Source organism: Rhodopirellula halodulae (genome assembly GCF_020966775.1).
GTDB classification, from domain to species: Bacteria; Planctomycetota; Planctomycetia; order Pirellulales; family Pirellulaceae; genus Rhodopirellula; species Rhodopirellula halodulae.
Window position 1 is genome coordinate 133,581 of record NZ_JAJKFV010000004.1, and the last position, 12,335, is coordinate 145,915.

General features: G+C 54.2%; 11 protein-coding genes. 2 read left to right on the forward strand and 9 right to left on the reverse strand.

Translation table 11 applies throughout. The annotated features are described in order from the left end of the window. Window positions 1–12 precede the first annotated feature (12 nt). Complete coding sequence (locus LOC70_RS04395) at window positions 13–1,065, forward strand: putative zinc-binding metallopeptidase (protein ID WP_230252104.1); 1,053 nt, start codon at window positions 13–15, stop codon at window positions 1,063–1,065. Window positions 1,066–1,083: 18 nt separating this feature from the next. On the opposite strand, the gene LOC70_RS04400 is transcribed toward LOC70_RS04395, so the two are convergent. The 9 genes from LOC70_RS04400 to LOC70_RS04440 all read right to left on the reverse strand — a co-directional run bounded on the left by LOC70_RS04400 (window position 1,084) and on the right by LOC70_RS04440 (window position 10,735). Then, on the reverse strand, window positions 1,084–1,593 hold the full coding sequence (locus LOC70_RS04400) for a chemotaxis protein CheX (protein WP_230252106.1): 510 nt from the start codon (window positions 1,591–1,593) through the stop codon (window positions 1,084–1,086). Window positions 1,594–1,649: 56 nt separating this feature from the next. Next, the gene (locus LOC70_RS04405; RefSeq protein WP_230252108.1) at window positions 1,650–2,021 is read right to left on the reverse strand and encodes a response regulator; all 372 of its coding nucleotides are present in this window, start codon (window positions 2,019–2,021) and stop codon (window positions 1,650–1,652) included. 185 nt (window positions 2,022–2,206) lie between these two features. Then, the gene (locus LOC70_RS04410; protein WP_230252110.1) at window positions 2,207–2,680 is read right to left on the reverse strand and encodes a chemotaxis protein CheX; all 474 of its coding nucleotides are present in this window, start codon (window positions 2,678–2,680) and stop codon (window positions 2,207–2,209) included. A 130-nt stretch (window positions 2,681–2,810) separates the two neighbouring features. After that, window positions 2,811–3,650, reverse strand: coding sequence for a CheR family methyltransferase (locus LOC70_RS04415; protein WP_230252112.1), 840 nt, complete (start codon window positions 3,648–3,650; stop codon window positions 2,811–2,813). Then, complete coding sequence (locus LOC70_RS04420; RefSeq protein ID WP_230252114.1) at window positions 3,647–4,786, reverse strand: protein-glutamate methylesterase/protein-glutamine glutaminase; 1,140 nt, start codon at window positions 4,784–4,786, stop codon at window positions 3,647–3,649. Before LOC70_RS04420 ends, LOC70_RS04415 begins: the two co-directional genes overlap by 4 nt. Beyond that, window positions 4,783–5,190, reverse strand: coding sequence for a response regulator (locus tag LOC70_RS04425; protein WP_230252115.1), 408 nt, complete (start codon window positions 5,188–5,190; stop codon window positions 4,783–4,785). The genes LOC70_RS04420 and LOC70_RS04425 overlap by 4 nt, the downstream gene beginning before the upstream one ends. 98 nt (window positions 5,191–5,288) lie before the next feature. Beyond that, window positions 5,289–7,811, reverse strand: coding sequence for a methyl-accepting chemotaxis protein (locus LOC70_RS04430; protein WP_230252116.1), 2,523 nt, complete (start codon window positions 7,809–7,811; stop codon window positions 5,289–5,291). A 72-nt stretch (window positions 7,812–7,883) separates the two neighbouring features. Then, window positions 7,884–8,321 carry a chemotaxis protein CheW gene (locus tag LOC70_RS04435; RefSeq protein WP_230252117.1) on the reverse strand — a complete coding sequence of 146 codons (438 nt, stop codon included), beginning with the start codon at window positions 8,319–8,321 and terminating at the stop codon, window positions 7,884–7,886. A 26-nt stretch (window positions 8,322–8,347) separates the two neighbouring features. Beyond that, window positions 8,348–10,735, reverse strand: coding sequence for a chemotaxis protein CheW (locus tag LOC70_RS04440; protein ID WP_230252118.1), 2,388 nt, complete (start codon window positions 10,733–10,735; stop codon window positions 8,348–8,350). Window positions 10,736–11,251: 516 nt separating this feature from the next. On the opposite strand from LOC70_RS04440, the gene LOC70_RS04445 reads away from it, so the two are divergent. Then, entirely contained in the window at window positions 11,252–12,151 is a 900-nt protein-coding gene (locus tag LOC70_RS04445; RefSeq protein WP_230252119.1) for a MerR family transcriptional regulator, read from the forward strand. Window positions 12,152–12,335 lie beyond the last annotated feature (184 nt).

A 12,335-nucleotide genomic window follows, 5' to 3' on the forward strand; every position in this document is an offset into this window, starting at 1 on the left:
TTCGGTTCACTGATGAAAACCGGAACATGTCGATGCGACAACCGCATCTTTTTCGACAACCACACCTGTGTCTCCTGCGAGGCTTCGCTCGGGCGATGCACCGTTTGTGATTCTTTGACCAGCTTCACGCAGCGAAAAAACAGACTTCGCTGCGATACCTGCGAGGTGCAGGCTTATCCCTGCATCAATCAAGAACACGGCATCTGTCAGTGCTACAACGTCAAGCCGGGTCAGCTTTGCGTATGGTGTGCTTACACGCGAGTCATCCCTCCGCTGGATCAACCTGAAAGTATCCAACGTTGGTCCAGAATGGAGTCCGCGAAACGACGATTGCTATTGCAGCTCAAAGACCTGGGACTGCCTCCATTTGTTGGTGACACGGCGGAGGAATATCCGCTGCTCTTTGAGTTCAGGGAAGATTCCGTTGACGAGAACGGGAACCCCCAAAAGGTCATCACCGGTCATCAAAACGGTTTGATCACCATCAACTTAAAAGAGGCAGACAGCGTTCATCGCGAAACGCTGCGAGTCCAATTGGGCGAGCCACAGCGTACTTTGATCGGACACATGCGACATGAAGTGGGACACTACATCGATTGGTCTTGGGCGATGCGAGTCGCCAAGGGTCGTTATCACGAACTGTTCGGTGACCCTGATGCGATCGACTATTCCGAAGCGATGAAGCGTCACTACGAATCAGGACCGCCGGCGGATTGGGCCGACCAACACGTCAGCGCTTACGCAACCATGCACCCTTGGGAAGACTTTGCCGAGACAGTCAATGTCTATCTGGACATCATGGCGATCGCAACCACCGCCAACAGCATCGGCGGCAAGACATTGGATCTGACGACCGAAGCCGATCATCAACGGCTCGTGCAATCCGTGTTGAAGATCGTGATCGAAGTCAGTGAATACAACCTCGATTTAGGATTGCAACCGTTGTTGCCAGAACAACTCTCACCCGCGGTTCTCGAGAAACTCGCGTTCATTCACGAGTTGAGAGGGATGCATCTTCCATCCCGCGACGAAATGGCTGAGGTACCGGTGTCGGTCACCGATTAGCTACAAAGCCGTGGCATACTAACTTTCGGAGCCAATGCACTGATCGTGAACCACTCCATAGACGGAAAGTTGGATCCCTTCCGATTGGTAGTGGCAAATGATCTCGGCGTTCTCGATGAGTTCGCATTGCAACTCAGAACCCGGTGGGTGCATCTTCGGAACGGACATGCTGAGGTCGAACTGATCCAACTGCGACTTGGCGCCACCGGCGACCAAGTTGCCGAGTTCTTTGGCGGCATCCAGAACGTCCTCGTCCGGGATGTTGTCATCCATCCCAAGAATTTTGGACGACCACTGTAGAGCCGAGTTTTTATCCAACAGCAGCACCACGGTGCCGGAGATTTTGCCTTGCCAGTCAAGTGAGATGAGCCAGCAAGGCGATTCGCTGTCCAATGACGCAGCCCCCGTGAACTCGGAAGCTTCGATCTTCTCGATGTCGGATCCGACCATCATTTGAAATGTGTTCTGAACCGACGAATCGATCGCCGACGCGATGACTTGTTCAATGGTGAGAAGTTCGGTGCTCATAGGTTCTCCGAGCGTTGCGTCACGTTGGGTCGGCCGCGACGGACGGCCGAGTGGACTCAGCTGCTTGCTTGAGGAAGCACGCGTTCCAACTTGGCTTGCAGCATGGGTTGGTCAAAGGGTTTCACGAGATAGTCGTTCACGCCGGCTTGAATGGCTTCCAGCACGCGGCCCTTTTCGGCTTCCGTGGTGATCATCATGATAGGCACCTTGGACCCCGTTCCGCGAATCGCTTGCACCAACTCCAAACCGTTCATGTTGGGCATATTCCAGTCGGTCAACACCAAATCAATGTTGGGGTCTTTTTTAAACTCTTCGAATGCGATGGCGCCGTCGGCTGCCTCCACCACGTCATCGACCCACAGGCTATTGAGCCCTCGGGCAATGATCTTACGCATGACACCCGAATCTTCTGCCAGCAAAACTTTCATCTCTCGTTTCTCCGTCTCTGTCTTTTTTGCTAAGGTTTAATAGTGATTGGCCGAGCCCTAAGGAAACCTACCTTCCCAATCGTTCGAAGGCAGGTCTGACAAGGGGTGCAAATTGAACGGCAATGCATGTCATCAAGGTTTATGCCATGCCGTTCCACCTTGGCACCCTTATGGATTTTCGACGCTTATGAATTTGAGTCGAGGTGGCAAATGGAAACGGTGAAGTCCGTCCCATTGCTGTGAAGTGCGATGTCTTGCGTGTGAACCACGTTTGCAAGTTTGAAATCCAGTCCGCTGCCGCTGGCCACGCTTGGCAAAGACAACGAGGACTGCCCCGGCAAGATCGCTTTGATGCTGCCGCCGACCATGTTGGAAAGTTCCGCAATGGTGTCTTGGACATCTTCCATGGACACGTCGGATTCCGGCATCATCAACATGGCTCCGGCCGCCTTGCGTCCCAGTTCCAAGGGAGTGTTGATCTCCACCGCGCCTGTCCAATCGCCTTGGATTTGAACGCAGCCAACCAAACGGTCCGCTTCGGGGTCTTGTTGGGCTGCAGTTGCATCGGCGGAAGGTTCACAAGGCATTTGCAACATGTTGTCAAAGATCGCCTGAACAAGCTGAACGACGTTCTCGGGTTCAATCGGTTGGATGTCCATGGTTTCGCTTTCTTTAGAAGGATTTGTGCGAGACTTGGTTTCAGTGGGTGATGTGATCTGTTCATACGAACGCCACGCGATCACTCAAACCAAAAGGAATTTGATGTCGAAATGGTTTTCGACCAACGATTCAGACGGGGCGGTAGTACACAGTACGATCTACCTGAGTGCGTTCAAACTCATCTGTGAGATTCATCGTGTTTTCGGATCCACCCAGGAAGAGAATGCCGTCCTCGCGGATTCTCTGGCGCACCTTTGCAAGGATCTCCCGTTTGGTGTCGGGCGTGAAATAGATCAGCACGTTGCGTAGGAACACCACATCGACGGACATCAGCGTAAGCGGCCAATTTTCGATCAGATTGACGCTGTCGAACCGAACCATCGAACGGATGTCGTCGTTGATTCGCCAATGGACCCCGTCGCGATGGAAGTACTTCATCAACAACTGCATTGGTAGGCCACGGTTGACCTCCGTTTGATTGAAGATTCCGTTCTCGGCACGTTCCAGGATCTCCGACGAGAGGTCGGTGGCTCGCAGACGCACGTCCCAACCCGCAAGTTGTGGAAAGTGTTCGCGAATCATCATCGCGATTGAGTAGATTTCTTGACCGCTGGAACAAGCGTTGGACCAAATCGTCAAACGTTTTTCGTTGCTGCGTTTTTCGATCAGCTCGGGAAGGAGCTTGGTTCGCAGTAAGTCGAACGGATGGATGTCTCGATAGAAGCTCGTTTCATTGGTGGTCATCGCGTCAACGACGGCCTCTGCCAACTTGCGTTGGTTCGGTTTACGAAGCGTTTCCGCGAGTTCGCTGATGGAATCCAAACCATGTTCGCGAGCGACCGGGTTCAACCGAGACTCCACCAAGTACGACTTACTCGGTTCGAGCACGATGGCAGAACGATCGAGAACGAGCTTTGCAAGGAAATCAAAGTCTTCCGTCGAGAGTGAATCGGCGGTGCATGTTGTCATGAGAGAGCCCCTGCTGTAGCGAGAGATCGTCGGGGACGACCGTGCGTTGCATGTCGGATGAGTTCGCCGCCGATTTCATTCAGCGGTAGGATTTGATTGGAAAGCCCCGCGTTTGCCACTGCGGCGGGCATTCCCCAGACCACGGACGTTTGACGGTCCTGGCTGATGATTCGACCGCCTGCCTTGGCGATCAACTCGCATCCCGCCAGACCGTCACTGCCCATGCCGGTCAAGATGCAAGCCATACTGTTTCGGCCATAGTTCTTGGCCACGCTGCGAAAGAGCACGTCCACGGCGGGGCGGCACGAGTTTTCCGCTTCGTCTTGGTTCAGCTCCACCGTGGCGGTCGCTGAGGCGACGGAAGTCGTCATGTGAAAGTCACCTGGTGCGATCAAAGCACGACCGGGAAGCAGAGCATCCCCCTGCACGGCCTCGGAAACTTCCAATTCACACTTTTGGTTCAACCGATCGGCCAAATGCTTGGTGAAGATCGGTGGCATGTGTTGAACAATGACAATCGGAATCGGAAAGTCACCTGGAATCTCTGGTAGCAAGCTCGATAGCGCATTTGGTCCGCCAGTGGAGACACCGATGGCCAGAATGTCCAGACGAGTTGCGATGGGAGCTGGCCGAGTCTTGTACGTCTCGGCTGAGGTTTCAGGCTGGTCCGCCGATGGACTTTGAAGAGTCTTTCGAATGGATTTGGCTGGCGTGGAGTAGCCAGGGCACAATGCCTTCAACTTGGGAATCATGTCCCCGCGAACACGGGTCATCGCTTCGGTCACGCTGCCAACGTTGGCTGGTTTGCCCACGTAATCGTTCGCGCCGCGTTCGAGCGCGTCCAAGGTGCCTTCGGCTCCACGCTGCGTGAGCGTGCTGAACATGATGACCGGCAGTGTCTTGTTGACCTTGCGAAGTTCCGTCAACGTTTGCAGACCATCCATCTCCGGCATTTCAATGTCCAACGTGAGAACATCGGGCTTGAGAGTTGGGATTTTGGCCAGTGCAATCTTTCCGTTGGGCGCGGTACCGACCACTTCCACGGATGGATCTTCGGACAAGGTTTGTGTCAACAATCGCCGGATGACGGTGGAGTCATCGACAATCATCACTCGGATTTTTTTTTCGGAACTCATACCGTGGTTCCAATGCCGAGGATCTCTAGTTTGGAGTTGATGTTTTCTTCCGTGAAAGGCTTCATGATGTATTCGTTCACGCCGGCCATAAACGCCAATGCCATCCGTTCCATTTCGGATTCAGTGGTCACCATGATCATGGGGGTCGCACCGTGTTGCTCATCGGCACGCACGGCTTTGACGAATTCGAGCCCATTCATTTCTGGCATGTTCCAGTCGACCAGAATCAGGTCGACGCGGCCGAGTTCTTGCAATCGCTCGAGGCCTTCCAGCCCATGTTCGGCTTCGTGTGTTTCGTAGCCAATTGACTTCATGATGCGGGCAATCATTCGTCGGATCACTCGCGAGTCATCAACAATCAGGACATTCATATTGAGTTGCGTTGGGTTGGTTGGAAATCGCATGAGCAAAAGAACGCCGCTGTGAAGCGTTCTCAAATTTCAAAAGCGATGTCCCGGCATCCGTCAGATTGGATGCCGGGACATCTGTCATCGATTTGCGATCAGAACTTGAATCGCATGACCAATTGCTGCAGAGCGGCCGACATTTCTGACAGCTCGCCCGCGGCTTGTTGCGTGTTGCCGGCACCTTGCGAGGTGCTTTCAGCAGCGGAGGCAACCGAGGTAATGTTCTTCGCAATCTCGTCGGCACCCGAAGAGGCTTCGCCGATGTTGCGACCGATCTCGTTGGCAGTGGCGGTTTGTTCTTCCACCGCACTGGCGATCGTGTTCGAGATGTCGTTGATCTGATTGATCACGTCACCGATTTGGCGGATGGCCGAAACAGCTCCACCGGTGTCGGACTGGATCGTTTCGATCTTGCCGCTGATGTCTTCGGTTGCCTTCGCGGTTTCTTTCGCGAGTTCCTTGACTTCGTTGGCGACCACAGCGAATCCCTTGCCAGCTTCACCCGCACGAGCGGCTTCGATGGTGGCGTTCAGAGCCAACAGGTTGGTCTGTTCAGCGATCGAAGTAATGACCTTCACCACTTTACCAATTTCTTGGCTGCTGGCACCCAGCTTGGTGATCGTGTCATTCGTGTCGCTCGCAATCCCAACGGCTTGGTTGGAGATCTTCGACGCTTCACTTGCGTTGCGAGCGATTTCGCGAATGGCCGAGTTCAGTTCTTCGACGCCGGTGGTGACCGTTTGAATGTTTTGGCTGACTTCCGTCGAGGCACTCGAAACGATTTGAGCTTGCGAAGAGGTTTCTTCGGCGTTGCTGCTCATCTGGGTGCTAACCGCTGACAGTTCTTCGGATGCACCCGCGAGCGAGGTCGCATTTTCGGCAATCGATTCGATGCTGTTGCGAAGGTCCTTGAAGAACGTTTGCAGACGCGAACCAACTTGGCCGATGGCGTCTTCACCGTCGACATGAATTTCTTGCGTCAGGTCACCGCCGGAGGCTGCGTTGACGACTTCCAAGATCTCGTCCACGTTCTTTTTCAGTTCTTCCCGAGCGTTCACTTGATCGGTGATGTCGGTGGCGAACTTCACAACTTTGAATGGTTTGCCATTCAAGTCGAAGATCGGGTTGTAGGACGCTTGGATCCAAATCGGTTCACCGCTCTTGGTGATTCGCTTGAATTCGCCGGCTTGGAACTCGCCACGATTCAGGCCTTCCCAGAGCTGTGCGTATTCAGGCGATGCGGCGTGTTCGGGTGTCACGAAGGTGCGGTGATGCTTGCCAACGATTTCGTCGAGCGAGTAACCCAAACCAGCCAAGAAGTTGTCGTTGGCGTGGATGATCGTTCCATCCAGATTGAATTCGATGACCGCTTGAGCTTTGCCGATGGCAGCCAACTGGCCTTCGTAGTCAGCGTTCTGGAGTCGTTCTTCGGTGACGTCGGTCACGATTTGCACGTATTTGGCAACGCGCCCCATCTCGTCCTTGACGGGGCAGTAAACCCCGTGCAACCAAACGTCTTCCCCGGTCTTAGTGACACGTTTGAAGGTTCCGCTTTGTGGGTTGCCGGCCTTCAACTCGTCCCAGAATTGGTTGTACTCATTCGATCGAGAGAAAACGCCATCCACGAAGGTTCGGTGTGGCTTACCAACGAGTTCTTCCTCTTGGTAACCCATGATGGTCAGGAAGTTGTCGTTGGCCGAGACGACGTTGGAATCCAGATCGAATTCGACGAAGGCGTTCGTCGAGTTGATCGCGTCCAACAAACCGTTGGTGTTGTGGCGAGCGATCTCGGTTTCCGTCAGGTCATAGCGGATTCCGATGTACTTGCGTGGCTTGCCGTTGTCGCCCATGACCGGTGCGATGACCGCGTCGACGTAGTAAGGCGTGCCGTCTTTGGCGCGGTTCTTGATGATTCCGCGGAATGGTTTGCCACGGCCGATCGTCGACCACATCTCCTTGAAGACTTCTTTCGGCATATCGGGGTGCCGAGTGGTGTTGTGGCCGAAACCGATCAGTTCGTCTTCTGGATACTTCGAAACTTCGATGAACTTTTCGTTGACACGAAGGATGTCACCTTTGAGATCCGATTCGGAAACGATGCTGGTCATGTTGACCACATCGACGTAAACCTGAAGCTCGTCGACTTGATGTTGCAAGTGCTTCTTTTCGGTGATGTCGGATCCGATTACCAACGTTTGCTCCAACTCGCCGTTCTCGTTGTGAACGGGATGGAAGGTCAGATCCAACCATCGATCGGTGTCGTCGGACGCAAGCAGCAACACCTCCCCCGCAGCGACGTCGCCTGATGGCAAGTCTTGTAGCATTTGCTTGTAAGCCTTCTTGGCTTGGTTGGTCGTTGGCATCAGGTTGCCAAACGGCGAACCGACGACGTCTTCCCATTCTCGGCCGAGCAAATCCAAAAGACGGTTGTTGGCACTCAGGACAATGCCGTCGTGGTCCAGTTCAAACACCAATTGCGAGGCGTTCAGTGCTTGTGCTTGAGTTTGCAATGCGCCATCCGCGGATGCGTCATTCGCTTTGGAACGAGACGAAGCCTTCGTTTTGCGTGCTGTGTTGGCGGTAGCGTTGTCTTTTGAATTTTCGAGAGTGGTGCTCATGGGAATGGTTCTTTTAATCGGCGTGATGGTTGAAATTTGGTTTCGGTCGAAAGGTTTGATTCAGGAGGAAAGTCAATTCAAACTGACGTTCATGGCTCTCTCCCTATCGAGGATCAAAATCAGCTCATCGTCGGTTTTGTAAGCACCGCGAATGATCTCGCTGGCAACGGCGTTGAGTGTTCCCGGTGTGCGTTCAAGATTTTTGGGGTCGATCATTTCGACCTCTCCGATGGAGTCGACGAGGAAGCTGGTGGCGGTGCCGGATGCGCCTCGAACGATGATGTTCATCGGAAGTTGGTCCGATTCGCGATCGGGAAGTCCCAGTCGCGTGCGAAGGTCGATCGCCGTGACGATCTGGCCTCGCAAATTGATCAGTCCGCAAACCGAGTTATCAGCCAACGGGACCTCGGTCATCTTCTGATAGCGAATCACTTCTTGAACGGATTTGACCTCGATCCCAAAGACCTGGTCATCCAGATAGAAGGTGCAAATTTGGTCGTCGTCAATCATTTGAATTCCTGTTTTGGCTTGGCGGCTTAAGCGAGCTGATGTCCGGCCGCTTGGATAACGGCGGGCAAGTCCAGGAGGTCAATGATTCGTTCCTGAACGATGGCGGAGCCCAAGACCCCATTGCCACTGTGCGATTCAACGAGGTCGATGTGAGCGTCGACGATGTCGATGATGCGATCGACGACGATGCCGAAACTGCGGCCTTCTTCAGAGTGGACCACGACTTGGCAATTCACTTCGACTGGTGTTTCGGCATCTTCTGACGTTGCCTCGGCAGCGGCGAAGGCGGTTCGCGAAACTCCTAGGATCGATGCCAGATCAATCAACGGCAGGATCTTACCGCGGTACTGGATAACACTCTTGTTGTCCGCTTCCTCGATCAGTTTCTTTGGCACTTGTTCGAGTCGAGCCACCTGCGACATTTGCATGGCGACTTGACGCTTGGGTCCAACGCCCAACACCAACAAGGATTGAGCCTTGCCCGCGTGTTCATTGGCGGCCTCGTCCGTACGACTTGGGTTGCGTGAACCGCTGGATTGCAGCACGCGACCTCGTTGAGCGATGCCAAGAACATCCAAGATCAACGCCACGCTGCCGTCGCCTAGAATCGTGGCACCCGAATAAACCGGAATGTCCTTGATTTGGTGGCTGAGTGGTTTGACGACGATCTCTTCCGTTTCGTTGATTCGATCGACGATCAGCCCAAACTGTTGGTCGTCGGCTCGCAACACAACAATGTTGATGGCCGAATGTTCGCCGGTATCCGACGGGTCGTCGGCTGGCTTGCCTAAGATGTTGCGTAAGTCAACCAATGGCAGCAGTTGACCGCGGAGTCGATACACCGGAGCGTTTTGAATGTATTCGATTTTGGAAGTTGCGTTTTCGCCTTCCAGTCGAACCAATTCCATCAAGTTGACTTGTGGAATCGCGAACCGATTGTCGGCACATTTGACCAACAATGCGGGAATGATTGCCAACGTCAAAGGAATCTTGATTCGGATGGTGGTTCCCAATCCGGAGTGGCTTTCCAGATCCAAAGTGCCGCCGATCTTTTCGATATTGGTTTTCACCACATCCATTCCCACGCCTCGCCCCGAGACATTGGAAACCTTTTCAGCGGTCGAGAAGCCGGGAGCGAAGATCAGATTGCAGATTTCTTGCTCGTCCATCGCCTGAGCTTGTTGCTCGGTGATGATCGATTTCTCGATGGCTTTGGATCGGATGCGGTCGATGTTCAGTCCCGCACCATCATCGACGATTTCGATGTTGACTTGCCCGCCTTCGTGGTAGGCTCGCAACATCAAACAACCTTCCGGATCCTTTCCGTAGTTGGCTCGGACCTCTGGTGGTTCGATGCCGTGGTCGACCGTATTGCGAACCAAGTGAGTCAGCGGGTCCTTGATCGCTTCGATGATTGTTTTGTCGAGTTCGGTCTCCTTGCCCTGCATTTCGATGCGAACCTGTTTTTCGCAGATTTGGGCCAAGTCACGAACCAGGCGTGGGAACTTTGCCCAGACATTGCCAATCGGTTGCATGCGTGTCTTCATCACGCCTTCTTGCAACTCGCTGGTGATCAGGTTCAAACGTTGCGACGTGGTGTTGTATTCGTTGTCATCGAAACGCTCTGCGAATTGCAGCATCTGGTTGCGTGCCAGAACCAATTCGCCAACTTGATTCATCAAGGTGTCGAGCAAGCCGACATCGACACGGATCGAAGTTTCGGCAGGCGAAGTGTCGCTCCCAACTCCGGAGGATGACTTGTTCGCTTCAGGCTTCTTGGCGACTGGCTTGGGTGCGGGGGCAGGTGCAGAGGGAGCCGCCGGTGCCGGGCTTGGGGGAGCTTCCGGTGCAGCAGCTTGAGCAGCGGCTTCTACTCCTTCGCTGGCTTGTTCCAACTGCGTTTCCGCGTCTTGAGCAACTTGCTCCGAGTCGCGAGTCGGCTCAACCGCAGCCGGACTAGCTGCTTCGGATTCCGCAGGTGCCGCTTCAGCAGGAGCTTCTGCTGCGGCGGGAGTTGGGTTGCCGCCGCTTCCCGATAGAATGCAGTCCAGTGCCGCAATTTTTTCGGACACATCCATGTCGTTGGAGTCTTCGATTGAATCGAGCAACTCTTTCAAACCGTCCGTCGCGGAAAGAAGTGTGCTCACCACATCAATGGTGGGCACGATTTCTTGATTGCGAATCTTGTTCAGGACTTCTTCTTCGCGATGAGCGAGAGATTCCAAAACGGGCAGACCAAGGAAGCCGGCGGCTCCTTTGATCGAGTGGATTGCACGAAAGATGTGATTGACGAGGTCGAGATCGACATCCTCACCTTGTTGTTCCATCGTCAAAAAGTCTTTCTCGATGTCGCCCAAGTGTTCTTGCGACTCGACGACAAACTCTTTGATCAGTTCTGCGTCTTCGATATTCACGGTACCGCTATTTCCCCAGTGGTGGCACTTCGTTGAGCGTTCCAAGCGACGCTCAACGGTGTCGCGGGTCTCCAACCCAGTCGTTGGAAGAGCCTGTTGTTATGTAACCCGCGAAAAGATTGGCGGTCGGGTTGACTTTGCCTGTCAGGGAGCTCTCGGCGAGTTTGACGGTTTCGCAGAGACGACAATGAATCGATTCGAGCGTTTGGGGCCTCGAAAAAGCTCACCCAAATCGACCAAACCGATCAGATCTAGCGAATTGCAGCCCAAAGCAAATCGCACCCACGCACGCTCAAATCGTGCATGCCGCGAGGGTTTGTATGTAGGGAAGTCCCGGTAAGACGCCTCGAAGCGTTTTTTAGTCCTCAACAGATGCCGTTTCCAAGCGGTTCCACCACGCTTGAACCTCGGCAGACGGTAGTGGCAATGATTTCAGTGACGCGGTTGCAACATCCGATTGAAACAAGGGAATCGTTGGTCCGCCGCGATGTCTTCTGGCTGAAACGGAGTGTTGAAATGCAAACAGAACTGTCCATTCGCGATGCCGCCCAGCAGTTGAGCGTCAGCCCGTCAACCTTCAAACGTTTGTGCGAGAAACATGGCGTCGAACTGAACCGCACTCCAGGCGGCCATCGTCGCGTGCCATTGAACGCTTTGGACGAATTGGCTTGCAAACTGGGAATCGGTGAGTTGCAACGGCAAACTCGTCATTCGTGGCGAGGCAGCCTGTCGACCAACAATGTGTTGGATCTGCTGAAGACGCAACAGTCCGACCAACTACGCGATCGAATCCTAGCGGCCTGTCGCCAACCGTCTGATCTGATTTCGATCATCGATCAAGCTATCGCACCAGCGTTGTGGACGATGGGAACCATGTGGCAGCGTGGTGAGATGAAGGTTTACGAGACGCAGATCTGCACGGAGACCATGTTGAGGTCAATCTACGCGCTGGAGACCCATTTCCAACGAGTTCAAGAAACGGGCTTGCAAGCGGTGGGCGGATGCTTGCACGAGGGATGCGACACCATGTCGTCCAAATTGGTCGCGTTGTCGCTTCTCAGCCTGGGCGTTCGAGCTCACGATTTGGGTCCACGTGTTCCTGCCGAGGAAATGGCCGATGCGGCAAACGCTTTGGCGGCCGACCTGGTGTGGTGCTCCTCGACGCACTGGGACGACCGAGCAGACTTGATCGGACAACACCTTTTGCTTCGCCGGATGCTCGCGGTGGAGACGCCGTTGATGATCGGAGGCGGCGGGCTGTCAAAGTCAGCGGTTCACTCGCTGGAGGCCTGCACCTACTTCGAAACGCTCGGTGGCATGGCGGCTTTTGTTCAAGACATGGTCGCCAAGAAGAAGGTCGACAAGGAAACCGGATCGACCGGTTCTCTTCGTTCTCGATCGCCGCAGTCGCTTTGAACTGATTTCACCGATCCAACGACACCTCCATCGCATGACAATCCCTGGCGACTAAGCGTCGATCCCTGGCGAGCAAGCGTCGAACGGTTGCGTGCCCAACCTTTCAAAGGGAACAACGGAGCCGCTCATGTCACGCGGGCAGAAAGCTTTTTCGCGGAACGGGCAATTGTCTCACGTTTTGTTG

Bases quoted from the DNA above. Each gene is read 5' to 3' on its own strand.
- LOC70_RS04395 (WP_230252104.1), top strand. From the start codon at position 13: ATGAAAACCGGAACATGTCGATGCGACAACCGCATCTTTTTCGACAAC.
- LOC70_RS04400 (WP_230252106.1), bottom strand. From the start codon at position 1,593: ATGAGCACCGAACTTCTCACCATTGAACAAGTCATCGCGTCGGCGATC.
- LOC70_RS04405 (WP_230252108.1), bottom strand. From the start codon at position 2,021: ATGAAAGTTTTGCTGGCAGAAGATTCGGGTGTCATGCGTAAGATCATT.
- LOC70_RS04410 (WP_230252110.1), bottom strand. From the start codon at position 2,680: ATGGACATCCAACCGATTGAACCCGAGAACGTCGTTCAGCTTGTTCAG.
- LOC70_RS04415 (WP_230252112.1), bottom strand. From the start codon at position 3,650: ATGACAACATGCACCGCCGATTCACTCTCGACGGAAGACTTTGATTTC.
- LOC70_RS04420 (WP_230252114.1), bottom strand. From the start codon at position 4,786: ATGAGTTCCGAAAAAAAAATCCGAGTGATGATTGTCGATGACTCCACC.
- LOC70_RS04425 (WP_230252115.1), bottom strand. From the start codon at position 5,190: ATGCGATTTCCAACCAACCCAACGCAACTCAATATGAATGTCCTGATT.
- LOC70_RS04430 (WP_230252116.1), bottom strand. From the start codon at position 7,811: ATGAGCACCACTCTCGAAAATTCAAAAGACAACGCTACCGCCAACACA.
- LOC70_RS04435 (WP_230252117.1), bottom strand. From the start codon at position 8,321: ATGATTGACGACGACCAAATTTGCACCTTCTATCTGGATGACCAGGTC.
- LOC70_RS04445 (WP_230252119.1), top strand. From the start codon at position 11,252: ATGCAAACAGAACTGTCCATTCGCGATGCCGCCCAGCAGTTGAGCGTC.